The sequence below is a fragment of the Amycolatopsis sp. NPDC001319 genome (genome assembly GCF_042896185.1).
Taxonomy (GTDB): Bacteria; Actinomycetota; Actinomycetes; order Mycobacteriales; family Pseudonocardiaceae; genus Amycolatopsis.
This window is the reverse complement of the sequence record NZ_JBIAWY010000014.1, coordinates 164,159-187,762: the sequence shown is the minus strand read 5'-3', so window position 1 is coordinate 187,762 and position 23,604 is coordinate 164,159. Positions and strand designations below refer to the sequence as shown.

At 72.0% G+C, this 23,604-nt stretch carries 23 protein-coding genes; 13 read left to right on the top strand and 10 right to left on the bottom strand.

Annotation, left to right across the window (positions count from 1 at the left end; translation table 11 throughout):
- Positions 1-32: 32 nt before the first annotated feature.
- Genes ACFY1H_RS40300 through ACFY1H_RS40290 form a run of 3 tightly spaced genes read left to right on the top strand, consistent with a single transcriptional unit; the run spans position 33 to position 2,935 of the window.
- Positions 33-1,523 carry a carboxylesterase/lipase family protein gene (locus ACFY1H_RS40300; RefSeq protein WP_386955435.1) on the top strand — a complete coding sequence of 497 codons (1,491 nt, stop codon included), beginning with the start codon at positions 33-35 and terminating at the stop codon, positions 1,521-1,523.
- A 51-nt stretch (positions 1,524-1,574) separates the two neighbouring features.
- A complete protein-coding gene (locus tag ACFY1H_RS40295) occupies positions 1,575-2,558 on the top strand; it encodes an MFS transporter (RefSeq protein WP_386955433.1) in 984 nt (327 codons plus the stop codon).
- Entirely contained in the window at positions 2,477-2,935 is a 459-nt protein-coding gene (locus tag ACFY1H_RS40290) for an MFS transporter (protein WP_386955510.1), read from the top strand. Before ACFY1H_RS40295 ends, ACFY1H_RS40290 begins: the two co-directional genes overlap by 82 nt.
- A gap of 60 nt (positions 2,936-2,995) precedes the next feature.
- Here ACFY1H_RS40290 and ACFY1H_RS40285 read toward each other — a convergent pair whose 3' ends face one another.
- On the bottom strand, positions 2,996-3,838 hold the full coding sequence (locus ACFY1H_RS40285; protein ID WP_386955432.1) for an SDR family oxidoreductase: 843 nt from the start codon (positions 3,836-3,838) through the stop codon (positions 2,996-2,998).
- Positions 3,839-3,917: 79 nt separating this feature from the next.
- Between ACFY1H_RS40285 and ACFY1H_RS40280 the strand changes: the two genes are divergently transcribed.
- A complete protein-coding gene (locus ACFY1H_RS40280; RefSeq protein ID WP_366578500.1) occupies positions 3,918-4,835 on the top strand; it encodes a LysR substrate-binding domain-containing protein in 918 nt (305 codons plus the stop codon).
- Between the two features lie 91 nt (positions 4,836-4,926).
- Entirely contained in the window at positions 4,927-5,373 is a 447-nt protein-coding gene (cynS, locus tag ACFY1H_RS40275) for a cyanase (RefSeq protein ID WP_366578502.1), read from the top strand.
- A gap of 54 nt (positions 5,374-5,427) precedes the next feature.
- On the opposite strand, the gene ACFY1H_RS40270 is transcribed toward cynS, so the two are convergent.
- Complete coding sequence (locus tag ACFY1H_RS40270) at positions 5,428-5,790, bottom strand: VOC family protein (RefSeq protein ID WP_366578504.1); 363 nt, start codon at positions 5,788-5,790, stop codon at positions 5,428-5,430.
- 64 nt (positions 5,791-5,854) lie between these two features.
- Complete coding sequence (locus ACFY1H_RS40265; protein WP_366578506.1) at positions 5,855-6,421, bottom strand: dihydrofolate reductase family protein; 567 nt, start codon at positions 6,419-6,421, stop codon at positions 5,855-5,857.
- A gap of 133 nt (positions 6,422-6,554) precedes the next feature.
- Here ACFY1H_RS40265 and ACFY1H_RS40260 point away from each other — a divergent pair, with 133 nt between their 5' ends.
- From ACFY1H_RS40260 to ACFY1H_RS40250, 3 genes are all read left to right on the top strand, one after another.
- Positions 6,555-7,568 carry a sigma-70 family RNA polymerase sigma factor gene (locus ACFY1H_RS40260; protein ID WP_366578507.1) on the top strand — a complete coding sequence of 338 codons (1,014 nt, stop codon included), beginning with the start codon at positions 6,555-6,557 and terminating at the stop codon, positions 7,566-7,568.
- 417 nt (positions 7,569-7,985) lie between these two features.
- Positions 7,986-8,993 carry an NADPH:quinone reductase gene (locus ACFY1H_RS40255; protein ID WP_386955428.1) on the top strand — a complete coding sequence of 336 codons (1,008 nt, stop codon included), beginning with the start codon at positions 7,986-7,988 and terminating at the stop codon, positions 8,991-8,993.
- An 18-nt stretch (positions 8,994-9,011) separates the two neighbouring features.
- Positions 9,012-10,667 (top strand): MDR family MFS transporter, encoded by a 1,656-nt coding sequence (locus ACFY1H_RS40250; RefSeq protein WP_386955426.1) that lies wholly within the window; start codon positions 9,012-9,014, stop codon positions 10,665-10,667.
- Positions 10,668-10,670: 3 nt separating this feature from the next.
- Here the strand turns inward: ACFY1H_RS40250 and ACFY1H_RS40245 are convergent, their stop codons facing one another.
- From ACFY1H_RS40245 to ACFY1H_RS40220, 6 genes are all read right to left on the bottom strand, one after another.
- A complete protein-coding gene (locus ACFY1H_RS40245) occupies positions 10,671-11,915 on the bottom strand; it encodes a cytochrome P450 (protein ID WP_386955424.1) in 1,245 nt (414 codons plus the stop codon).
- Between the two features lie 191 nt (positions 11,916-12,106).
- The gene (locus tag ACFY1H_RS40240; RefSeq protein ID WP_386955423.1) at positions 12,107-13,282 is read right to left on the bottom strand and encodes a hypothetical protein; all 1,176 of its coding nucleotides are present in this window, start codon (positions 13,280-13,282) and stop codon (positions 12,107-12,109) included.
- Positions 13,283-13,703: 421 nt separating this feature from the next.
- Entirely contained in the window at positions 13,704-14,135 is a 432-nt protein-coding gene (locus ACFY1H_RS40235) for a hypothetical protein (RefSeq protein WP_386955421.1), read from the bottom strand.
- Complete coding sequence (locus tag ACFY1H_RS40230; protein WP_386955419.1) at positions 14,132-14,620, bottom strand: SigE family RNA polymerase sigma factor; 489 nt, start codon at positions 14,618-14,620, stop codon at positions 14,132-14,134. Before ACFY1H_RS40230 ends, ACFY1H_RS40235 begins: the two co-directional genes overlap by 4 nt.
- Before the next feature lie 219 nt (positions 14,621-14,839).
- Positions 14,840-16,693 carry a ricin-type beta-trefoil lectin domain protein gene (locus tag ACFY1H_RS40225; RefSeq protein ID WP_386955417.1) on the bottom strand — a complete coding sequence of 618 codons (1,854 nt, stop codon included), beginning with the start codon at positions 16,691-16,693 and terminating at the stop codon, positions 14,840-14,842.
- Positions 16,694-17,316: 623 nt separating this feature from the next.
- Positions 17,317-17,781 carry a MarR family transcriptional regulator gene (locus ACFY1H_RS40220; protein WP_366578521.1) on the bottom strand — a complete coding sequence of 155 codons (465 nt, stop codon included), beginning with the start codon at positions 17,779-17,781 and terminating at the stop codon, positions 17,317-17,319.
- 182 nt (positions 17,782-17,963) lie between these two features.
- Between ACFY1H_RS40220 and ACFY1H_RS40215 the strand changes: the two genes are divergently transcribed.
- Positions 17,964-19,358 (top strand): FAD-dependent oxidoreductase, encoded by a 1,395-nt coding sequence (locus tag ACFY1H_RS40215; RefSeq protein WP_386955416.1) that lies wholly within the window; start codon positions 17,964-17,966, stop codon positions 19,356-19,358.
- Between the two features lie 60 nt (positions 19,359-19,418).
- Positions 19,419-20,174: a Crp/Fnr family transcriptional regulator gene (locus ACFY1H_RS40210; protein WP_386955414.1), complete on the top strand. Its 756-nt coding sequence runs from the start codon at positions 19,419-19,421 to the stop codon at positions 20,172-20,174.
- A 2-nt stretch (positions 20,175-20,176) separates the two neighbouring features.
- Here ACFY1H_RS40210 and ACFY1H_RS40205 read toward each other — a convergent pair whose 3' ends face one another.
- The gene (locus tag ACFY1H_RS40205) at positions 20,177-20,746 is read right to left on the bottom strand and encodes a flavin reductase family protein (protein ID WP_386955412.1); all 570 of its coding nucleotides are present in this window, start codon (positions 20,744-20,746) and stop codon (positions 20,177-20,179) included.
- A 133-nt stretch (positions 20,747-20,879) separates the two neighbouring features.
- Here ACFY1H_RS40205 and ACFY1H_RS40200 point away from each other — a divergent pair, with 133 nt between their 5' ends.
- Genes ACFY1H_RS40200 through ACFY1H_RS40190 form a run of 3 tightly spaced genes read left to right on the top strand, consistent with a single transcriptional unit; the run spans position 20,880 to position 23,594 of the window.
- Positions 20,880-21,908, top strand: coding sequence for an ABC transporter substrate-binding protein (locus tag ACFY1H_RS40200; protein WP_386955410.1), 1,029 nt, complete (start codon positions 20,880-20,882; stop codon positions 21,906-21,908).
- A gap of 22 nt (positions 21,909-21,930) precedes the next feature.
- The gene (locus ACFY1H_RS40195) at positions 21,931-22,749 is read left to right on the top strand and encodes an ABC transporter permease (protein ID WP_386955408.1); all 819 of its coding nucleotides are present in this window, start codon (positions 21,931-21,933) and stop codon (positions 22,747-22,749) included.
- Complete coding sequence (locus tag ACFY1H_RS40190) at positions 22,746-23,594, top strand: ABC transporter permease (protein ID WP_386955406.1); 849 nt, start codon at positions 22,746-22,748, stop codon at positions 23,592-23,594. Before ACFY1H_RS40195 ends, ACFY1H_RS40190 begins: the two co-directional genes overlap by 4 nt.
- The last annotated feature ends 10 nt before the right edge of the window (positions 23,595-23,604 follow it).

The window sequence follows — 23,604 nt, the reverse complement described above, 5'->3', positions numbered from 1 at the left end:
CCGTCGGACCGGCCGCGGGGAAGGAAGCCGTGATGAACGTCCCGGAGATCCGCACGGAAGCCGGACGGGTGCGGGGTCGCGCGGAGGACGGGCTGGCCGTGTTCCGCGGCATCCCGTTCGCGCGGCCACCGGTGGGGGAGCTGCGGTTCGCCGCACCGCAACCGGTGCCGGCGTGGGACGGTGTACGCGAGGCGCTCGTGTTCGGGCCGCCGCCACCGCAGTCGCTGCTGCTCGGCCCGCCGTCGAACGCGGGAGACGGCGACGACTGGCTGACGCTCAACGTCTGGTCGCCGCGGCCCGAAGCAGGCGCCGCGGTGCCGGTGATGGTGTGGATCCACGGCGGCGCGTTCCAGTTCGGGCACGCGGCCGATCCGGCGTACGACGGCGCGCGGCTCGCTCGCGAAGCGGGTGTTGTCCTGGTGGCGTTCAACTACCGCGTCGGTGTCGAGGGGTTCGGGCACCTGCGGGGCGCGCCGGACAACCGGGGCCTGCTCGACCAGGTCGCCGCGCTGGAGTGGGTGCGGGCGAACATCGCCGCGTTCGGCGGTGACCCGGCGCGCGTCACGGTGTTCGGCCAGTCTGCGGGCGGCGCCTCCGCCGCGGCGTTGCTCGCGATGCCCGGTGCCGCCGGGTTGTTCCGCCGGGCCATCGTCCAAAGTGGATCGGGGACGTTCTTCACCCCGGCGCCGGCCGCCGACGTCATGACCGAGATCGCCGCCCGCGCGGGACACGAGCCGACCGTCGCGGACCTGCGTGGGATCGCGGCGGCCGAACTCGTCGCCGCCGCCGACTCGGTGAGCGGCGACATGCGGCCGTACGCCGGACGCTGGGGCGCCGCCGCGCACATCGCGGTCCCGTTCTCGCCGGTCGTCGACGGCGAGGTGCTGCCCCGGACGCCGTTCGAGGCGCTGGCCGCCGGCGCGGGTCGCGAGGTCGAGCTGGTCACCGGCCACGCCCGGGACGAGAGCCGCCTGTCCCTCGTGCTGGAAGGCCGCCTCGGCACCGTCACCGGCGAGGAGGCCGAGGCCGCACTGCGGGCTCTCGTGCCGGACCCGGACCGCTACCGCCGCGCCTACCCCGACGCGAGCGCCGAGCGCCGGTACGAGCTCGTCACCTCCGACTGGCTGTTCCGCATGCCGAGCCACCGCCTGGCCGAGGCGCAGGTGGCCGGCGGTGGCCGCGCCCACGCGTACGAGCTGGTCTGGGCGGCGCCCGGCCTGGACGGCGTGCTCGGCGCCTGCCACAGCCTCGACGTGCCGCTGGTGCTGGGCAACCGCCGGGGGAGCCTGTCCGCACTGCTGCTCGGCGCCGAACCGCCCGCCGACACCGACGTGGTCGCCCGGCACTTCGTCACCGCCTGGGCCGCCTTCGCCCACACCGGCGACCCGGGCTGGCCGGCCTACGACACCCGGCGGCGCGCGGTCGCGGTCTTCGACACCGAGCTCACGATCACGGCGTACCCGGAGGAAGCGTCCCGCGTGCTGTGGGCCGAGCACGCGTTCGCGCCGTTGCCGTTGACTTGACCGGTGATCGGCTCGCCTGCGATTCTCGCGCCCCGAGGGGGAGACGGTGGCATGACCGGCAAATGGGGCGGGCTCACGGCTTTGCTCGCGGGGTTCTTCGTGATCCTGCTCGACACGACCATCGTGGCGGTGGCGAGCCCGGCGATCCAGACCGAGCTGAAGCCCGACGTCGCGGGGTTGTTCTGGGTGACGGCCGGCTACCTGCTCGCGTTTTCGGTGCCGCTGCTGGTGTTCGGGCGGCTCGGTGACCGCTTCGACCCCAAGCGGGTGTACCTCGCCGGGCTCGCGGGCTTCGGGGCCGCGTCGGCGTTGTGCTCGCTGTCGCCTTCGGTCGGCTGGCTGATCGGTTTCCGGGTCCTGCAAGGCCTGGCCGCGGCCGCGATGGCGCCGCAGCCGCTCACGCTGATCCGGCGGCTCTTCGCCGAGGACGAACGCGGCCGCGCTCTCGGTGTGTGGGGTTCGGTCGCGTCCGCGGGCACCCTGCTCGGGCCGGTCGCGGGTGGGCTGCTGACCGCGACGCTGGACTGGCGCTGGATCTTCTGGGTCAACGTGCCGCTCTGCGCGCTCGCGCTGCTGCTCGGCCTGCGCCTGATTCCCGGCAGCCCGGGGCGCGCCACGCGGTTCGACGTCCCGGGCGCGGTGGCGAGCACGGCGGGGCTGAGCCTTCTCGTGTGGGCGCTGCTGTCGTGGAACTCGCGGTCGCTGCTCGCAGTGGTCCTGTCCGCCGTGCTGCTCGTGTTCTTCTTCCGCCGGGAAGGCGGCGAAGGCCGGGAGGCCCTCGCGCCACTGGAGCTCTACCGCTCACCCGGCTACTCCTCGGCCAGCCTGGCGATGGCGGCGCTGGGCGCGACGGTGCTCGCCATGGCACTGCCGACCATGCTCTACGTGCAGGACGTGCGCGGATTCGGTCCGTCGAAGGCGCGGCGGTCCTGGCGCCGGACGCCGTCGTGGCGATGGTGCTGTCCCCGCGGACCGGTCGTTGGGTCGACCGGATCGGACCGCGGCGCCCGGCGGTGGCGGGGATGGTCCTGTTGACAGTGAGCCTGCTGATCGTGGGCGTGGTGGTCGTGCTGCACCTGAACCCGTGGTGGGTCGCGGCGGGCGCCGCGGTGCTGGGCGCGGCCAACGCCCTGGCCTGGGCGCCACTGTCGGTCACCGCGATGGCGTCGGTCGCTCCGTCGATGGCGGGCGCGGCTTCAGGGCTGTTCAACACGGTGCGCCAGGTGGGCGCGGTCGCGGGCGTCGCGGCGACGGGGGCGACACTCGCCGGCCTGGACTCCCGGCCCACCCTGGCGTTCGGTGTGGTGTTCGGCCTGATCACGCTCACGGCGGCCGCCGGCACCTTCGCGGCCGCGCGGCTGCCGAAGACCCTGGCCGAGGCCGAGGCGGCGACCGGAGAGCGGCTTCCGTGAGCACGGTCGACATCCGGTGGCGAGTCCGCTCACCAGGAGGGCGGACTCGCCCGAACCGGCTCAGTGGTGCGCGGGCACGGCGTCGGCCGTGGCGGCGTTGGTGCGCTGGGAGGTGACGTCGGCCAGGCGCTGCCGCAGCGCGGTGGTCATGAGCTGCCAGGCGTCCGAGCCCAGCACGAGGCGGCGCGGCGGGTTCGCCGAAACCGCCGCGCGCACGACGGCGGCGATCGTCTTCTCCGGACTGTCCGTCATCTCCGACACGGGGATCGGCTCCTGGTCGGCCGGCCCGCCGCGGTACGGGCCGCTGACCGGCACGCGGTCGGCCGCGTCGAAGAAGCCCGTGCGGACCATGCCCGGCTCGATCAGCGTGGTGTCGATGCCGAACGGCGCGACCTCCTCGGCCAGCGCCTCGAAGAAGCCTTCGATGCCCCATTTCGTGGTGTGGTAGAGCGAGAACGCGGGGAACGCGAGGTGCCCGCCCATGCTCGACAGCTGCAGCAGCCGCCCGCCGCCCTGTGCGCGCAGGTGGGGCACGACCGCGCGGGCGAGCTGGATCGAGCCGGTGAGGTTGGTGGCGATCATGCGGTCGATCTGCGCGTCGGTGAGGTCCTCGGCGGTGGCGAACACGCCGTAGCCCGCGTTCGACACGACCACGTCGATGCGCCCGAGCGCGGCGAACGCCTCGTCGACGACGGCGCGCAACCGCGTGGTGTCCGTGACGTCCAGCGCGCGCACCCACAGACGGTCGCCGTAGCGGGCGGCCAGGTCGTCGAGCCGGCCGGGCCGGCGCAGGGTGGCCGCGACGCGGTCGCCGCGCGCCAGCGCCTGCTCCACGAGCTCACGGCCCATCCCGCGCGACGCTCCGGTCACGAACCAGGTCTTGCTGTTCGGTGTGGTGTCCATACTGAGAAGAACCCGTTGTGCGGGGCGAAAAATCCATGCGAAGGATGAGAGTTCCGGATCGCAGCGATACGGTATTCGCATGAGTGAGCTGACCGTGGCGGGGTTGCGGGTCGTCCGGGAGATCGCGTCGAGCGGATCGTTCACCGCGGCCGCGCGGCTGCTGGGGTACTCGCAGCCGGCGATCTCGCGCCAGGTGGCCGCGATGGAGGCGGCGGCCGGGCAGGCGCTGTTCGTCCGTGAGGGCCGCGGGGTGCGGGTCAGCGCGGCCGGCGCCGTCGTGGTCGCGCACGCGGGCCGGATCCTGGCCGGGCTGCAAGCGCTGGAGCAGGACCTGGCGGGCCTGGACGACCGGCTCGCGGGCCGCGTCCGGCTCGGCGCGTACCCGTCGGCGACGGCCGTGCTGGTGCCCCGCGCCGTCGCGCGGCTGCGCACCGAGCACCCGGGGCTGGAGGTGGCGCTGACCGAGGCGGCGACCCCCACGCTGCTGCGGTTCCTGCGCGCCCGGCGGCTGGACGTGGCCGTGATCGGCGTCGGCGCCGGGCTGCCGGACTACGACCTGGCCGGGCTCGATCAGGAGGTCGTGTCCGCCGGTGGCCTGTGCGTCGCGGTCCCGTCGGGGCATCGGCTGGCCGGTGCCGACGTCGTGCCCGTGGCCGAGCTGGCGGGCGAAACCTGGATCGCCGGCCCGGGCGGCGGTGACGACCCGCAGTTCCGCGCCTGGCCGACGCTCACCGAGCCGGTGATCGGCCACGCCGTGCGCGGGTGGCCGGCGCGGCTCGGCCTGGTCGCCGCCGGGCTGGGCGTGTGCCTGATGCCCGAGGTCGCCGCCCTGTCCGTCCCGGCCGGGGTCGTCACCGTCGGCGTCGAAGACCCGAGCTGGCCGGGCCGCCGGACCGTCGCCGTGTTTCCACCGGTGCGCGGCGCGGAAGCCGGGGGTGTGGTCGCGGCCTTGCGCCAGGCCGGCGACGATCTCCGGGCCGGCCGGGAGGCGTCGTGATACACCGGTCCTATGGACTCATAGGAAAAGACAGTGAGCCCGGACGGGGAATGGATGGATCGCGCGTGATCGGGCCCTTACGCTCGACCGCATGACTACCAAGAAGCAGGCGGCCGACGCGGTGCTGGAGGCCAAGGTCCGGCTCGGGCTCACGTGGGCGAAAATCGCCGATTCCCTGGACGCTCCCTTGGCGTGGACGACGTCGGCGCTGCTCGGGCAGCACCCGGTCCCCGCGGAGAAGGCGGCGAAGGCCGTCGCGATCCTCGAGCTGGGCGACGACGTCGCGCAGGCGCTGCAGCTCCAGCCGACGCGCGGCGCGCTCGAGGAGGCCGTGCCTACCGACCCGACGATCTACCGCTTCTACGAGGTCCTGCAGGTGTACGGGCCCACCATCAAGGAACTGATCCACGAGCAGTTCGGCGACGGCATCATGAGCGCCATCAACTTCAAGATCGACGTCGGCCGCCGCGAAGACCCGGGCGGCGAGCGCGTGGTCGTGACGCTCGACGGGAAGTTCCTGAAGTACCAGTGGGGCTGAGCACCACCGGATCGCCTCGCCCCGGTGCGGGCGAGGCGATCCGGCGCCGAGGAGCTACGAAGCCGACCACACGGCCAGGACGTTGCCTTCCGGGTCCCGGAAGTGGAACCGCCGCCCGCCCGGGAAGTCGTAGGCCGGCTCGACGATCGTGCCTCCCGCGGTGAGGACGGACGTTTCGCTCGCACCCAGGTCGGCCGAGTACAGGATGCACAGCGGCCCGCCCTGGGCGACCTCGTCGTCGACGCGGAAGCCGCCGACCTCCGGGTACGCCTCGGCCGGATCGGCGCGGATGCCGGCGTACCCGGGGCCGTAGGCGTTGAAGCCCCAGCCGAACGCGTCGCGGTAGAACGCCGTCGCGCGGTCGAGGTCGGTCACGGCGAACTCCGTGTAGTCCAGGCGGTGGTGGGTCGAAGCCATGACGATCCTCTCGGCCGGCTCGGGTGGCGTCGGCCATTCTGTCCGCCGCCACCGACAAAAACCGTCACGCCGGGCGGTAGGTGAGGAGAACGAGGCTTTCCCCGACCGTCCTCGTGTCCACCAGCCGCATCGGTTTCGCCGCGCTCGTCTCGCCGAAGAGCCGTTCGCCCGCGCCGACCACGACCGGGTAGGTCATCAGGCGCAGTTCGTCGACGAGGTCGTGCTCGGCCAGCGTGCGCGCCAGCCGGCCGCTGCCGTAGACGACGAGGTCGCCGCCCACCTCCTGCTTCAGTTTCGGGATTTCCTCGACCGGCACGACCGTCGAGCGGGTCCACTCCGGACCGTCGAGGTCGGACGAGGAAACGACGTACTTCGGCAGCGCGCGCAACCGGTCCGCCCAGGCGCCGTCGCGCGACCCCCAGCCCCGCGCGACGAACCACTCGTGGGTGCGCCGCCCCATCAGCAGGGCCGCGGCACTCAGCGCCTCTTCGAACTCGACCTTCGCCCACGCCTCCCGGTCGCCGTCCCCGACGCACGTGAACCAGCTGCCGCGGCCGAGGCCGTCCTCGCCGGTCGGGTCCTGGACGACTCCGTCGAGCGAGACGTTCTCGCTGATGACGATCTTTCCCATGGCCGTTCTCCTCTTGTCGTCGGCTGTCGGGGATACCGACGCCGCGGAATCCGGAAAGGGGGCGCACCGCCCCCTTCGCACCCCGCCCGGCGTCGAGACAGGATGGGGAATGCCGACCGGAGAGAGGTAGTCGATGGAACGGGCGAGGACCGACCTGATCAGCCGGGCGCGGGGCGGCGACGGTGAGGCCTTCCGGGCGCTGACCGAACCGCACCGGCGCGAGCTGCAGGTGCACTGCTACCGGATGCTCGGGTCGCTCCAGGACGCCGAGGACGCGCTGCAGGACACGCTGCTGTCCGCCTGGCGGGGCCTGGGCGGGTTCGACGGCCGCGCCTCGATCCGCACGTGGCTCTACCGGATCGCCACCAACCGGTGCCTCAGCGTCCTGCGCGCGGCGAAACGGCGCCCGGCCAAGGAGTGGGACATCCCCGGCGTCGAGCCGCCGGAACCCACGCGGCTCGGCGAGGTCGCGTGGCTCGAACCCTACCCCGACGCCCTCCTCGAAGGCGCGATCGCCGTGCCGCTGGGCCCGGAGGCCCGCTACGAGCAGACCGAGTCGATCTCGCTGGCGTTCGTGACCGCCCTGCAGACGCTGCCGCCGCGGCAGCTGGCCGTCCTGGTCCTGCGCGACGTCCTCGGGTTCCCCGCCGCCGACGTCGCCGGCATGCTGGACACCACCGTGGAATCGGTCAAGAGCGCCCTCAAGCGGGCGCGCGCCGGTCTGCCGCGCCGGCGGCCGGCCGTCACCGAACCCGCTCCCGCCGCCGGTTCGCCCGCGGAGGACGCGCTCGTGGCGAGGTTCGTCAGCGCGTACGAAGCCGCCGACATCGACGCACTGGTGACGCTGCTGACCGACGACGCCTTCATGTCGATGCCGCCGCTGCCCTTCGAGTACGAGGGCCGCGACGTCGTGGCGGGCTTCTGCGCGAGCCTGTTCGGCGCCGGCCGCCGCTTCGACCTCGTGCCGACGCGCGCCAACGGCCAGCCCGCGTTCGGCGCCTACCTGCGCACCCCAGGCGGCGCCCGCCACGGCACCGGCCTCTACGTCCTCACCCTGACGGGTGACCGGATCTGCGCGATGAGCCGGTTCGAGAACAGCGTGTTCCCGGCGTTCGGGCTCCCGCGCTCGCTCCCGGCGCGGTCCTGACCTCGACCACTACGCCGACGACCTGGCCTAGGTCACCGCGCACCTGGGCCTGCCCGACGCGATCCACATCGGACACTCGACCGGCGCGCACGGCCTCGTCGCCCGGCGCGGGTCCGTTCTACGGGTTCAACCGCCCAGGCGTCCGAGGCGCTCAGTACGAGGACGCCGCCCTGCTGTCGGACAAGCTGCTGAGGAACCGCACGCTCAAGATCTACCCGGGTTTCCCGCACGGCATGCCGGCCACCGAGGCCGCGACGATCAACGCCGACCTGCTCGAGTTCATCCGCTCCTGATGCCGCCGCGCACCGCCTGATGGCGCGGCCCGGACCGGCGACCGTCGGTGACCCAGTCATCTGACGGGCGCTGGCCCGGGCCCGCTCCGCCGACGATGGTCCCCACCACGACTGCGGAGGCACGATGAGCTCGACGGACAGACCGGGCGCGGTGATGCGCGCGGCGTACTACGAAAAACAAGGCCCGGCCCGGGAAGTCCTGCGGGTCGGCGAGGTACCCGTTCCCGAGCCGGGGCCGGACGAGGTCCGGGTCCGGGTGGTCGTCTCCGGCATCCACGTCGGCGACGTCGGGAAGCGCCGCGGCTACTGGGGCTCGACGATGGCCTACCCGCGGGTGATCCCGCACGGCGACGGCGCCGGGGTCGTCGACGCGGTCGGCGCGGGCGTCGACCCGGCCCGCATCGGCGAGCGCGTGTGGGTCTACCTCGCCCAGTCCTACCGCCCGTTCGGCACCGCGGCCGAGTACACCGTCGTGCCCGCCCGGCACGCCGTCGAGTTGCCGGACGCGGTCGACCTCGACCAGGGCGCCCTGCTCGGCATCCCGGGCATCACCGGCCACCGCGCCGTGTTCGCGGGCGGCCCGGTGGCGGGCCTGACCGTGCTCGTCACCGCGCCGCTGGGCGGAGTGGGGCGCGCGGCAGTGGCCGTGGCGCGCCGCGGCGGCGCCACCGTGCTCGCGACCGTGCGGCACGCCGATCAGGTCGACGCCGCGCTTCAGGCCGGCGCCCACCACGTTGTCAACGTGCGTGAGGGCGCTGCTGCCGAGCGGATCCGGGCCCTCGCCCCCGAGGGCGTCGACCGCATCGCCGAAACGGACCTCGCCGGCAACGCGGCGCTGGACGTCGAGGTCCTCAAGTACCGCGGCTCGATCGCGACCTACGCGACGAGCAACGCCGACGCGCCGTTGCCCTACTGGCCCGCCGCGTTCAAGAACATCGCCATGCAGTTCCTGAGCAACGACGACTTCCCGGAGCCCGCCAACGAATCCGCCGCGGCCGACCTGACCGCGGCCGTCGCCGCGGGCGACCTGCGCTATCCGATCGCCGGGCGGTTCCCGCTCGACCAGGTCGCCGACGCCCAGGACGCCACCGAGCAGGCCGGCGCGGCCGGACGGATCCTGCTCGACATCTGAGACCCGAACGGAGATCCCATGGATCACCCAGTCCACCCGGCCACCGAGGCCGGTGCCGCGACCGGCGGGCACCTTTCCCAGCGCCAGATCCTCACCGTGCTGTCCGGGCTGATGCTCGGCATGCTGCTCGCGGCGCTCGACCAGACGATCGTGTCGTCGGCGATGAAGACGATCGCGGACGAGCTGCACGGGCAGAGCCTGCAGGCGTGGGCGACGACGGCGTATCTGATCACGGCGACGCTCTCGACGCCGCTCTACGGCAAGCTGTCGGACCTGTTCGGGCGCAAACCCATGTACCTCACGTCGATCTCCGTCTTCCTGGCGGGCTCGCTCGCGAGCGGGACGGCGACGTCGATGTACGAGCTGGCCGCGTTCCGCGCGGTGCAGGGCCTCGGTGCCGGTGGACTGATGTCGCTGGGCCTGGCGATCATCACGGACATCACCTCGCCGCGCGAGCGCAGCAAGTACCAGGGCTACTTCACGGCGGTCTTCGGCATCTCCAGCGTGGCCGGTCCGGTGGTCGGCGGGTTCTTCGCCGGGGCCGGCACGGTCGCGGGGATCACGGGCTGGCGCTGGGTGTTCCTGGTCAACGTCCCCATCGGGCTGATCGCGCTGTTCGTGGTCAACAAGGTGCTGAACCTCCCGACGACGAAGGTCCACCAACGCATCGACTTCCTCGGCGCCGGCGCGCTCGTCCTCGGCATCGTGCCCCTGCTGCTCGTGGCCGAGCAGGGCCGGGACTGGGGCTGGGGTTCACCCGCGTCGATCGCGATGTTCGTGGTCGGCGCGATCGGGGTGGCGCTGTTCGTGCTGCAGGAACGCCGGATGGGGGACGCGGCCCTGCTGCCGTTGCGGCTCTTCGGCTGTTCGGAGTTCCGCGTGGCCACGATCGTCACGGTGATCGTGGGCATCGGGATGTTCGGCGCGATGTTGTCGCTGCCGCTGTACCTGCAGATCGTGAAGGGCGCAACGCCGACGGCGGCCGGCCTGCAGATGCTCACGCTCACGGCGGGCATGATGATCTCCAGCACCGTGTGCGGGCTGGTCACCACGAAAACGGGGCGCTACAAGGTGTTCGCGGTCGTGGGGCTCGGGCTGCTGACCGCGTCGATGTTCGGGCTCGCGACGATCGGCGTGGACACCCCGGTCACCGTCGTCATGGGCATCGCGTTCGTGATCGGGCTGGGGCTCGGGGCCTCGATGCAGACGCTCACCCTGGCCGCGACCAACGACGTGCTGCCCGGCGACATCGGCGTGGCGACATCGGCGTCGACCTTCTTCCGCCAGATCGGCGGCACGGTGGGTGCCGCGGTGTTCCTGTCGATCCTGTTCAGCACCGTCGGCGGAAGCATCGCCTCGGCGCTGCGGGCGGCCGCGGCTTCGCCGGCCTACGTCGCGGCGCTGGCCCGGCACCCGGAGTTCGCGCAGCAGATGAGCGGCGGTGTCGACGTGAACGACACGTCGTTCCTCAAGACCCTCGACCCGGTGCTCGCCCACCCGATTCTGGAGGGCTTCGCCGGGTCCATGCGCCTGGTGTTCCTCATCGGCGGGATCGTGGCCGCGGTGGCGTTCGGTGTGGTGTGGCTGCTCGAGGAAAAGCCCCTGTCGGACAAGTCCGCGATGGAACGGCGGACCTCGGAGGCGGAAGGGGCCGCCGCCGAGCCCGCCGTGTGACGGTCAGGCGGCGGTCCACTCGACGAGCATGCTCACCGGGCCGCGGAACGAGATGTTGCGCGGGTATCGCACGTCCTGCCCTGGCACGAGCCGCAGGTCCGGGAACCGCTGGGAGAGCTGCCGCAGCACGATTCCCGTCTCGACGCGGGCGAGGGCGTGGCCCAGGCAGTAGTGGATGCCCCGGCCGAAGGAGATCTGGACCTTCGCGTTCGGCCGGTGGATCTCGAACTCCTCCGGATCGCCGAACACGGCCGGGTCGTGGTTGGCCGCGCCGAGACCCAGCATCAGGCGCGCGCCCTCCGGCACGACGGTGTCGCCGATCGTCACCTCGCGGGTGGTGATGCGCCGCCAGGCGATCACCGACGAGTCGTAGCGCAGGGTCTCCTGCACGGCCCCGGCGATGGTTTCGGGGTCCCGGCGGATCTCCTGCCACAGCTGGGGGCGGGAGAGCAGGTGGCGCAGCGCGTTGCCGATCAGGTTGGTCGTGGTCTCGTGCCCGGCGAAGCTCAGGGCGAACACGATGCTCGCGACCTCGCGGTCGTCGAGCGCGTCGGGGTTGGTTTCGCGCTGGCGCAGCAGATCGCTGGTGAGGTCGTCGCCGAGGTCGTGCTTGCGCGTCTCGACGTAGCGCTCGCAGTAGTCCCAGAACCGGGTGATGTTGGTCGTGGCCCGCAGCTGGTACTCGGCGTCGGGCCGGCCCCAGTTGATCTCCAGTTTCTCGCCGCACCACGCCTTCAGCCGGTCGACGTCTTCGTCCGGGAAGCCGAGGAGGCGGAAGAGAGTCAACGCGGGCAAGGGAAACGTGAGCGCCTCGACGATGTCCACGCGGCCCCGGCCGGCGAACACGTCGACGAGCTCGGTTGTGAACTGCTCGATCCGCGGCTCCAGCTGCGCGATCCGGCGCGGCGAGAACAGCGGCGCCAGCAGGCGCCGGACGCGGGAATGGCCCGGGGGGTCGAAGTTCGAGAGCACCGGGGTGTTGCGCAGTCCGTTGTGGAGGATCGCGCTCGCTTCCTCGGTGAGGCCCGACAGCGGGGCCTGCGCGTTGGCCGCGGAGAACGTCGCCGGGTCGCTCAGGATCGCCGCGATGTCGGCGTAGCGCGTGACGAGCCAGTGGTCCAGCGACGGGACGTAGTGCACCGGCGCCTGGTAGCGCAGGAGGTTGAGCTCGGGGTAGGGGCTGCTCAGGTAGCGTTCGGCGAGCGGGTCGAAGTCGTGGGCGACGGGACAGCCGGACGTGCTCGTCATGGGATCGGGTTCCCTCCATGGTGGGCGGTCCCCGAGGGCGTGGGTTCGCCGTCCGGGTCGCTCGGCGCCGCGGGCGGCTGGAGTCGTGCGAGGTGAAACGAGGTTAGGCCGGGCGAGCCATGCCCAGCCAATGCCTAAATCGCCGCTTGCCATGCCCCGTCGCACATAGCGGCCGACGCCGTTTCTCCGGCTCAGATCGCGTAGTGCCAACCGGTGAGGGCGTAGGCGCTGAACCAGCAGCCGACGAGGACGACACCGGCGGTCGCCGCGACGGCGGTGCTCCGCCGTCGTGCGGACAGTCCTTGGGCGAGGGGCAGCAGCAGGACGAAACCGGGGAGCAGGAACCGCGCTTTCGCGAACGGGATGCCCGCGGTGCCGGCCGCGAGCACCACGATGCTCGCGCCGAAGAGGATCAGCGGCCACCAGCTCGGGCCCTCGCGCAGCCTGAGCAGGAGCAGGACGGCCGCGATGATCGCGAGGAACACCACGAAGACGTTCCCGACCTCCATCACCGACCGGCCTTGCACGAGCTGCTGGCCGACGAAGCCGAACGTCTCCGCGCCGGCGTCGAAGCGCGTGTTCCAGCCGTGCCACTCGAGGTCGAACCAGCCGAACAGGCTGCCCGTCTGGTTCGCCACCCACAGCCAGTAACCGACCAGCCCCACCGGCGCGGCGGCCGCGGCCACGAGCGGCGCCGGCCGCGGCGCCCGCGCGAAAGCCACCACCCCGGCGAAGACGACCACCGCCACCAGCACCACGGCCGTCGGCCGCGTCAACCCGGCGGCGACACAGCACAGCGAGGCCGGCGCCCACCGCTTCTCGACGAGCCCGACGAGCGCCCACGCCACGAACGCCGTGAACAGGGCCTCGGTGTAGACCATCGACAGCGTGATCGACAGCGGCGCGCCCGCCCACAACGCGACGAGCAGCAGCCCGGTGCGCTCATTCCCGGCCCTCTTGCCCAGGCGATAGACACCCAGCGCGGCCACGATTCCCGCGAGGGCGCTGATCAGCAGCCCGGCCGTGGTGCTGTCGAGGCCGGTGCCGGTCGCCAGCGCGTGCATGAGGAACGGGTACAACGGGAAGAACGCCAGCGGAGTGTGCGGCGCGAAGTTCCCGGCCGCGTCGACGAGCCCGTGGGTGATCCCGCCGTAGCCGCCGTCCGCGATCGCCAGGTACCACTGCCCGTCCCACGCGGTGAGCCGGTCGAGCAACGGCTGCCCGGTACTCGACGCGAACAACGCCAGCACCACCACCCCGACCACCCGCACCCCCAGATACAGGGCGGCGGCCCACAGGTAACCGATCCGCGCGGACGCTCCGGTAGGCGCCGGGGCCGCGGTGGGCGTGGACAACAACGTGGTCATGGCGGGCTTCCGTTCAGGGGCAGCGCGCGGTCGGCGCGGTGTGGTGGGGACGGGGTGTTGGTCGGCGAGCTGCTGGCGCCGGTGGGCGCGTAGGAGGTTCGGGTCGCCGTTGGCGAGCGGCTGCTCCGGGGCGCCGGGCCGCGCTGTTCGGCTGGTTCGGCGAGACTGGGGGAGCGGCCGGGGTCGGCGGGCGGGCGCGAGGTCTCGGTCGACTTCGATGTGCCTGGGTTGGACGTGGTCGGTTTCGGCAGTGCCGGGCCAAGGCGTTCGGCGGGCGGCGCGTTGCGGGTTGCGGTGGAAGGCCAGCCGGCGGGGATCGAGGAGGTCCGGATTGCGCTGGGCTCGGCGTCGGGTGCGGTGTCGAGCGGCGGTTGAGTGGAGCCGGTCGAGGGTGGCGGGTTCTGTTCGGTTGGTTCGGCGGTCACGGCGTGCTGGTGGGAGGCAGGCGGTGGCTGGTCGTCGGGATGCCGGGGCTGGCGGGTGCGTGGGAGGTGGCCGTGATGGGGGTGGTGGCCGGTGGGGGTGGGGTGTGGGTGGTGTCCGTGGCGGTGGGGGTCGTGGTGGAGGTGGCGGGGGGTGGTGGCGCGGCGGGGCCGAGGTGCTCGGGGGGCTGGGCGCGCAGGAGCAGGGGGACGAGCACGAGGGTCGCGGTGGCCAATGCGCTGCCGGAGATGGCCAGGCTGCGGCGGATGGCGCGGTGGCGGCGGCCGCGGCGCAGTGCCGAGGAGAGGATGGCGTCGAGGTCGGGACCCGCCGAGCCGTCGGAACCGCCGGAGCCGGCCGAACCGCTGGAACCGCTGGAACCGTCGGGGCCGGCCAGGTGGATGAGGGCGCGTGCCTGGTCTTCGTTCATCGCTCGCTCTCCTCGGGCAACGGGTCGCGGAAGCCCAGGGGGCCGAGTGCGCGTTTGAGCGCGGCGAGGCCGCGGGCGGTCTGGCTCTTGACGGTGCCCTCGCTGCACCCGAGGGCGGTGGCCGTCTCGCCGACGCTCAGGTCGTTCCAGAAGCGCAGCACGAGCACGGCCCGCTGGCGCGGCGGCACCTGCGCCAGCGCGGCGCGCACGGCGAGCCGGCCGGCGTGGTCGGTTTCGGGCAGGGCGGTGGTGTCCGGCGGGGCGGGCGAGGTCAGTTCCAGCTGGCGCCACTTGCGCCGGTTCTCCCGCACGAACGTGCGCACGAGCACGGTGCGCGCGTAGGCGTCGAGGCCGCCCTGGCGCACCAGACGCGGCCAGATCACGTAGAGCTTGACCAGAGTGGTCTGCACCAGGTCGTCGGCGCGGTGCCATTCGCCGCTCAGGACATACGCGGTGGTCCGCAGCGCCGAGGCACGACTGTGCACGAAGGCGGTGTAATTCGCCTCCCAGTCCCGGTGACCCACTCGCTGCTCCTCGCTCGGACCGCCGTTCAGTGGCCCTCACTCCACAAAGGCCATGGACCCGCCCCACGGTTGCACGGGACCGAGGTGACGCACGTCACCCCGGTGAACACAGCAGAACGCCCGTGACCGGACAAGCCCGGTCACGGGCGCAGCAGACGGGAAAGCGTCCGGTGTGGACCGTTACGCCGGGACCGACCAGCGCTGGTTGGGGCCGCCGGAGCAGGTCCAGATCTGCAGCTTGGTGCCGTTGGCCGTCGAGCCGTCCTTCACGTCCAGGCACTTGCCGCTGCCCGCGTTGACCAGCGAGCCGGTCGCGCCGGTCGACCACTTCTGGTTGGGCGCGCCGAAGCAGTCCCAGAGCTGGACCGCGGTGCCGTCGGCCGTGCCGTTGCCGGTGACGTCGAGGCACTTGCCCAGGCCGCGGACGGTGCCGTCACTCGAAAGCGTCCACTGCTGGTTCGGTCCCGACGTGCAGTCCCACAGCTGCGGCTGGGTGCCGTTGACGGTCGAGCCGCCCGTGACGTCGAGGCACTTGCCGCCGAGGCCGGAGATCGGGCCGGTGCGGCCGGTCGGCGGGGGAGTGGTCGTGCCGCCGCCGCTGCCGGGCCAGGTGAACGTGGCCATCGAGCCGCCGGGCAGCTGGTAGCCGAACGACTGGCCGCCGAAGGAGACCTGGAAGTTCTGCGTGCCACCGGTGTTGAGCGCGACGAGCACGATCGTGCCGTCCGGGTTGCGGAACGCGACGTTCTCGACACCGCCCTCGCCGTAACCGGTCGAGTCGATCCGCACGGCGCCGGGCTGCCCGAACTTGCTCAGGTGCCCCAGCACGTAGTACTCGGCGTTGTAGGTGACGTTGCCGCCGCTGACGGTCGCGACGCCGTTGCAGTTGCCGCAGCTGCCGATGACCGGGCCGTGGTTGTTGTCCAGCGCCATGTTCCACAGCGCGACGGTGCGCGCGTAGTTGCGCGTGGCGCCGATCGTGAGGTTCATGCCCTGCCACCGCAACGTGTCGGCGAAGGTGTTCGCGACGTTGTCCGAGTCGTGGCCGGAACACTCGGTGAAGAAGATGTCCTTGTGCTGGTCGTTGAACACCCTCGACTGGGCCGACGGGTCACCGCCGTAGCAGTGCCACGCCGAGCCGGCCACGTTGCTGCCGGCCTGGTTGTTCACCTGCTCGGCGAAGTCCGTGACGTCCCAGTTGTGGTCGTAGCCCAGGATCTTTGCCGGCAGGCCCGCCGCGCGCAGCTTCGGCGCGAGGGTGTTGATGATGTTCGCCTGCTGCGCGGGCTCCATGTACATGCTGGGGTAGCCGGGCGCGGAGAACCGCAGCTCGTTCTGCACGCTCAGGTAGTCGATCGGCACCCCGGCGGCCCCGTAAGCCTGCGCGAACTTCACCAGGTAGTCGGCGAAAACCCCGTTCTGATCGCTGCGCAGCGAGCCACCGATGAGGTTGTTGTTGTCCTTCATCCACGCCGGCCCGCTCCACGGCGTGGCCATGACCGACAGCTTCGGGTTCAGGCTCTTGGCCTGCTTGACCAGCGGCAGGATGTAGGAGTTGTCGTGTGCCACGGAAAACCGCGAGAGACTCGGGTCCGCCGCGCCGTCGTCGTAGGTGTAGAAGCTGCGCGAGAAGTCCGACGCGCCGATGGGCTGGCGCAGGAAGCTCAGCCCGATCCCGCCGGAGGTGGTGAACAGCGCGTTCATGATCTCGTCCCGCCGCGACGAGTTGCTGATGTTCCACGCTGCCGAGTCGGTGAACGACGCGCCGAAGCCCACCATCGACTGGTAGGTGGTGGTGGGGTTCACCGTGATCACCGGCCCGCCGCCGCCGGAGCCGAACGACACGTTTCCCTGCTGCTTCAACAGGTTCGAGCGGTCGGCAGTGGTGAGCCACACGCTCGCGGTGGTGGCCGCGTGCGCGGCCGGCGCGGGCGCGGCGAGACAGGCTCCGGCGCTCGCGGTGGCGACGACGGCTGCGGCCGTGATCCGCCAGCGCGTGCGAGCCGATCTCGGATGGGTTGCTGTGCCTGACATTCCGCTCCTCGGTGGGATCAGGAGCACGCTCGCGGGGAGCGGCTCGTCTCCTGCCACAGTGGCGGCTGTCCGGCAGTTTTCAGGTCGCCAATGGTAAATTTCCATTACGAACGGTGTCAGGGTGCCGTCCGACGGTTCCTCGCGCGGTGCTGTGGCGCCGCCAGATCCACCGCCACGGCCGCGCGATTGTGCCTGGAACCGGTCGGGGAAACCACGCCTGATCGGGTCAGTTTCTGTCGCCGTCGGATCATCTGTAGACGCCGGTGGAGGCCGGTGCGAATACTGATGAATTTGTTGTACAGTCACGACTATTGACGACCGTCCCGTGTGCGCCCGAGCCTGTCGCAAACGTGGCGAACGAACAGGAGCGACCGTGGCCCCACACCCGCACGAAGACCCGCGTGCGCCGATCGAGACGGCCCGGGGCAGCCGGAGAGCACGGCCCGCGAGCCGTGACTCTCGCTGACCGGCCCGGCCCGAAGCCCGAGGGACCGACGGCGTGGGCGGCGGGAAGTGCGGGTGATCGAGCCGATCGGCTACCGCACGCCTCCGTGCCGCACACCACCCCCGGCACGGGACTGGGCCCCGGAAAGGAGAGCCATGCCCGAAACGGCGCGACCGGGTCAGTCCGCGGCGACAGTGCGCCGCTGGTGCTCCGCGACGTCCATGAACACGCGCTTGAACTCGGCGTAGGACTCGCGGCCCACGCGGCGGGCATGGCGGTCCTGCATGCCCGCCATGATGCGGTCGGCCGTGCGCATCTGGTCGAGGCCGCGTTCGGTCGGGCAGACGAGCTTGGCCCGGCGGTCGCCGGGGTCGGGCCGGCGGTACACGTAGCCCAGCGCCTCCAGCTCGTCCACCAGCAGGCCGATGGCCTGTTTGGCCTGGCCGGAGAGCCGCGCGAGCTCGGTCGCGCGCAGACCACCCGGATCGAGGTAGGCCAGTACCACCCCGTGCCGGGGGTGCAGATCGTCGAAACCCTGGGCGACGAGCTTCGCGAAGAGTTCGCGTTGAACGGCGAACAGGAGCCTCGCTGACAGCACCCCGAGGTCCGGATTCGTCGCGTTCCGCTCCGCCCGGGTAACCACTCACCGCCTCCTTCGGCCGCGCGGCCGCCGAACGCCGCCGCGGGATGGCCGATCATAAACGTTCGACCTGGACCGGCTCCGGGCGGCGCGCCGCTGGACGGTCGCCCGGAGCCGGTCCGGGTTGATCCGATCTCGGCGAAAATTGATCTTTTCATGCGTAGTCGGGCCTCTTGCGGAGGCGAATGCTGGACCGTATGGACGACATGCACTTCGACCTGGTGGTCATCGGGTTCGGCAAGGGCGGCAAGACGCTGGCCGCGGCTCTGGGGAAGCTCGGCAAGCGCGTCGCGATGATCGAGCAGTCCGCCCAGATGTACGGCGGCACCTGCATCAACATCGGCTGCGTGCCCACCAAGTCGCTCGTCCACCACGCCGAGCACCCCGGCACCGGCACCCCGCCCGAGCGCCACCGCAAGGCGGTCGAGGCCACGCGCGCGCTCACCGCGGCGATGCGCGGCAAGAACTTCGCCATGCTCGACACGATCGACGCCGTCACCGTGATCACCGGCAAGGCGACGTTCCTCGACCCCAAGACCGTGCGGGTCGCGGCCGGGGACGACGTGCTGCGCATCACGGCGGACACGATCGTGATCAACACCGGGGCCGTGCCGTCGGTCCCGGCCATCCCCGGCCTGCGCGAGAGCACCCGCCTGCTGACCAGCACCGACCTGATCGACCTCGACCACCTGCCGAAGCGCCTGGCCATCCTCGGCGGCGGCTACGTCGGCGTGGAGTTCGCCTCGACCTACGCCCAGTTCGGCAGCGCCGTCACCGTGCTCGACGCCGCGCCGCGGATCATGCCCCGCGAGGACGAGGACATCGCCGCGGCGGCCACCGGCATCCTGCGCGGAGCCGGTGTCGAGTTCGTCTCCGGCGCCCACGTGACCGGCGTCCGCGACATCGACAACGGCGTGGAGATCACCTACGAGATCGACGGCGAGACGCACACGCTCGCGGCCGACGAGGTGCTGGCCGCGACCGGCCGCACGCCCGCCACCGAGGGACTGGGGCTGGGCCGCGCCGGCGTGCGCATCACCGGCACCGGTGCCGTCGAGGTCGACGAGCACCTGCGCACCAGCCAGCCGCACATCTTCGCGATCGGCGACGTCAACGGCGGCCCGCAGTTCACCTACATCTCGCTCGACGACTACCGCATCGTGGCCGACCAGCTCCTCGGCACCGGCAAGCGGTCCACAACGGACCGGAAGTTCATCCCGTACACGGTGTTCATGAGCCCGGCGCTCTCGCGCGTGGGCCTCACCGAGCGCGAGGCCGTGGCGCGCGGGCTGCCGGTGAAGGTCGTGGAGAAGGCCATCGCCGACATCGCCGCCATGCCGCGGTCCAAGATCGTCGGCGAAACGCGCGGGTTGATGAAGTTCGTCGTCGACCGCGAAACCGACCTGATCGTGGGTGCGACGCTGCTGAGCGTCGACTCGCAGGAGCTGATCAACCTCGTCACGCTCGCCATGCGCCACGACGTGACCGCGAGCGAGCTGCGCGACGCCGTCTACACGCACCCCTCGTCGTCGGAGGCGTTCAACGAGGTCCTCGGCACGCCGCCGGTCAGGACGCACTGAGCCGCACGTCGTCGGTGTTCCCCGGCGAACTCGGCTGCTGTTCGCGGCGCCGCGGAACGCGTGAATCGCCGGTGCCGGTGCTTACACTGCTCGGATGAACCCGGCCGGCGCCCTTCCGCCCGCGGAGCGCTTCCGCTCCGCGGCGGGTGGCGCGGTCGTGAGCCCGTTCTTCGCGGGGATGCCGGCCGACCTGGTGGCCGGCCTGCTCGAAAGCGGACGGCGCGCCACTACCCGCGTGGTGAGGTCATCTTCCAGACCGGGGAGCCGGCGCCCTTCGGTTACCTCGTCGTGGCCGGGAAGGTCGCGATGGGACGGACGACCCCCACGGGCCGCGAACGGCTGATGACGTTGTTCCTGCCCGGTGACCCGTTCGGCATCACCAGCGTGTTCGAGGGCAACGCGCGGGTGTCCGACGCCGTGGCGATCAGCGACGCCGACGTGATCGCCCTGCCGGCGGCCCGGCTGCGCGAGTGGGTGCTGAGCGACCCACGGATCGGGGCGGCCGTGGTGCGGTTCCTTTCGGCGCAGGTGCGGCGGATCAACGAGACCGTGGGCTCGCTGCTCAACCCCGACATCAGCGGGCGCGTCGCGGCTGGGATCGTCGAGCTGGCCGACCGCATCGGGGTGCGCGGCCCCGACGGCATCCGCGTGCGGCACGACCTCACGCAGGAGCAGTGGGCGCACTACGTCGGCGCCTCGCGTGAGAGCGTGAACAAGGCGCTGAAGGACATGGCGCGCCTGGGCGTGGTGACGCTGGAGTCGCGTGAGCTCGTGGTGCACGACGAGGAACGGTTGCGGCGCAAGGCCGGCCGTTGACCTCACGCGCCGGATTCCCCGAAACCCGAGTAGCTGCGGCGGAAATACACCAACGGCGACGCGTCCGTGTGTTCCCCGTCCATGATGAGCCCGACGACGATGGCGTGGTCCCCGCCGTCGACCACCTGGTAGAGCTCGCACTCCAGGAACGCCATCACGGAGTCCTCCAGCACGGGCGAGCCGTGCCGGCCGCGGTGCCAGCCCGTGGTGGCGAACTTGTCCTCCGCCCGGCTCGCGAAGTGTGCGGAAAGCTCGGAACCGTTGCTGTCGAGCACGTTCACGCCGAAACGCCCGCGGTCGCGGATCGCCTGCAGCGTCCGCGAAGCCTTGCCGAGGCACACCAGCAGCAGCGGCGGTTCGCACGACAGGCTGCACACCGTGCCCGACGTCATACCGATCGGTGAGCCGTCTTCGGCGGTCGTGGTGATGACGCTGACCGACGTCGGGAGCGAGGCGGCCAGGCCGCGGAACCGGCTGGCGTCCACGCCGTAGCCGGCGAGGTGGACGGGGGCGGACATCGACCGGGCCGAACCCAGCGCCGCGCCCGGCGAGGGCGGAGTCGAAGAAGTCATGGTTCCATGTCGCCGCCGCGGGACCACCCGCGGCAACCGGATGTGGAAACTTGCACAAGGGCGTTGTCCACGTCACACCCGCGGTCTTCCATGCCTTTCACAGCAGCGCGGTACTGCGGAAGGCGGAATCGGCATGGCGGACAACACCGGCAACTCTGGCAAGGCGCGGACACGGGCCCGGAAACGGATCGCGGCGGCGCTCGCCGGCGTCGCGGCCCTGGCGGTCACCTCGGCGTGCTCCACCACGGACACCACGGCCGCACCCGGCTCGGGTTCGGGCTCCGGTCCGGCGCCGGGCGGCGCGGCGGTCGTGGTGGACGCTCCGGCGACCACCTCGTCGTCGGCGGTCTACCTCGGCGCCCGCAACGGCGGGTTCGCCAAGGCCGGCGTCACGGTGCAGGCGCACAACCACACGAGCTCCGACTCGCCGCTGGTGGGCCTGCTCGGCAACGCGTACCCGATCGTCTGGGACAACGCGGCCGACTACCTGCTCGCCGTGCAGAAGAAGCTCGCCGTCACGGTCGTGGGGCTCAGCGACCTCGGCCGGCCGGGCCAGCTCGACGTGCTCGCCAAGGCCGACTCGCCGATCCGGTCGTTGCGGGATCTGCCCGGCCACAGCGTCGCCATCCCCGGCACGACTTCGAGCTGCGCCCTCACCATTCCCGCGCAGCTGCGGGTGGCGGGGCTGGACCCGAAGTCGGTGAAGCTCGTGCCGGTCGCGCTGCCGGACGAGGGCAGCGCGTTGCAGCGCGGGATCGTCGACGCCGTCTGCGCGCCGGAGCCGTTCCTCTCGACGATCCGCAAGATGGTGCGCACGCGAAGCGTCTCCGACCAGTTCACCGGCCCGCTCACCGACACGCTCGTCGGCGTCTACGTGACCACCACGAGCTACGCCGAGCAGCATCCGGACGTGATCGCGGCCTTCCGCAAGGCCCTGGCGGCCGAGAACACCGCGCTCAACGCCGATCCCGACGCCTTGCGCAAGGCCGTGCCGACGTTCACGCGCGTCGACGCGTCGCTGGCCGCCGGCATGAAGCTGCCCGGGTTCGCCACGAACGTGACCGACACGGCGCCGCTGCGGAAGCTGGCGGAGCTCATGCAGCAGGCCGGGATGCTCACCAGCACGGCGCTGCCCGCCGGCGTGATGGCCGCGGACCGCTGACGCCGGAAAGGACACCAGTCCCATGTCGCTCGACGTCCTGCCCCGGCGCGCCGGCCCGCGCCGGGGGCACCGCCCCGCACTGTCCACCTTCGTGCTCGGGCTCTCCGGCCTGGTCCTGCTCGCCGCGGCCGAGGAGGTGGTCGCCCGTTCGGGCCTGGTGAGCACGCAGTACCTGCCGCCCGCGAGCGTGATCCTCACGCGGCTGGGGGAGCTGCTCACCAACGCGCCGTTCCTGGCCGACCTCGGCGCCACCGCGGGTTCGGCGTTGCTCGCGCTGGTGATCGCCGTGCCGGCCGGTCTGGTCGTGGGCCTGGTCCTCGGGCTCGTCCCGGCCGCGCACACCGCGACGCGGATCGTCGTGGACCTGCTGCGGCCGGTGCCCGCGGTGGCGATCGTGCCGCTGCTGGTCCTGGTGACCGGCACGGGCCGCGCGTCGGTGGTGATCACGATCGTGAGCGCCACGGTGTGGCCGGTGCTGCTCAACACGATCCACGGAGTCCGCGACGTCGACGGCGTCGCGTTGCAGACGGCCCGCCTCTACGGCGCGCGGCTGCCGCGCCGGCTCGCCGAGATCGTGCTGCCCTCGGCCGCGCCGGTGATCGCGGCCGGCGTCCGGGTGTCGATCGGGCTCGCGCTCGTGATCGCCGTGGCCGCCGAGCTGCTCATCGGCACCGACAGCGGCGTGGGGGCCTACCTGCTCGCCGCGACCCAGGGCGGCAGCCATACCGACTACGCGTTCGCCGCCGTGTGCGCGGCGGGGTTGCTGGGGCTGGTCGTGAACGGGGCCGCCCGGGCCCTGGAACGACGGTTCCTGCCGTGGAGCGAAGGAGAACCGCGATGAGTGCCGTGCTTTCACCGGCACCGGTTTCGATGCGTCCACTGCGGACCGTCTCGGTGGTCGCGGGCCGGTTCCTGCTGCGGTTCGGCCTGCTGGCCGTGCTGTGCTGGGTCTGGCAGCGCGCCACCGAGGCCGCGGCCAACCCGTACTTCCCGACGCCGCTGCAGATCCTCGATCGCATGCGGACGCTGTGGTTCGCCGGCCCGGCGAGCCACCTCTGGATCTCGGCTCCACTGTGGACGGACGTGGCGCCGAGCCTCGTGCGGATGCTGATCGGCTGGCTCGGCGGCTCGCTGCTCGGCGCGGTGATCGGGGTGTCGGCGGGCGCGTTCCCCACCGTGCGGCGCATGGTGGACCCGGCGGCGCAGTTCCTGCGCGCGCTGCCGACGCCGGCCATCCTCCCGGTGTTCCTCATCGTGTTCGGCGCCAACGACGTGATGCGCGTGCTGGTGATCGCGTTCGGCTGCACGTGGCCCGTACTGCTCAACGCGATGCAGGCGACCGGCGCCATCGACCCCGTCGCGCGGGACACGGCCCGCACGCTGCGCCTGGGACCGGTGCGCCGGCTCGTGCAGGTCGACCTCTGCTACGCGACCCCGGCGATCCTGGCGGGCATGCGCGTGGGGCTCTCCTTGGCACTGGTGCTGATGGTGCTGTCGGAGTGGGTCGTCGCCACCAGCGGGCTCGGCTTCTTCCTCGTCGACTCCCAGCGCCACTTCGAGTTCGCCGGCATGTGGGCGGCGATGGTCGCGCTCGGCGTGCTCGGCTACGTCTTCAACACCGTGTTCACCACGCTCGAACACCGCGCGCTGCGCTGGCACCGCCACAGCCGGGCCCGGCACGACTGATCCCCGAAGT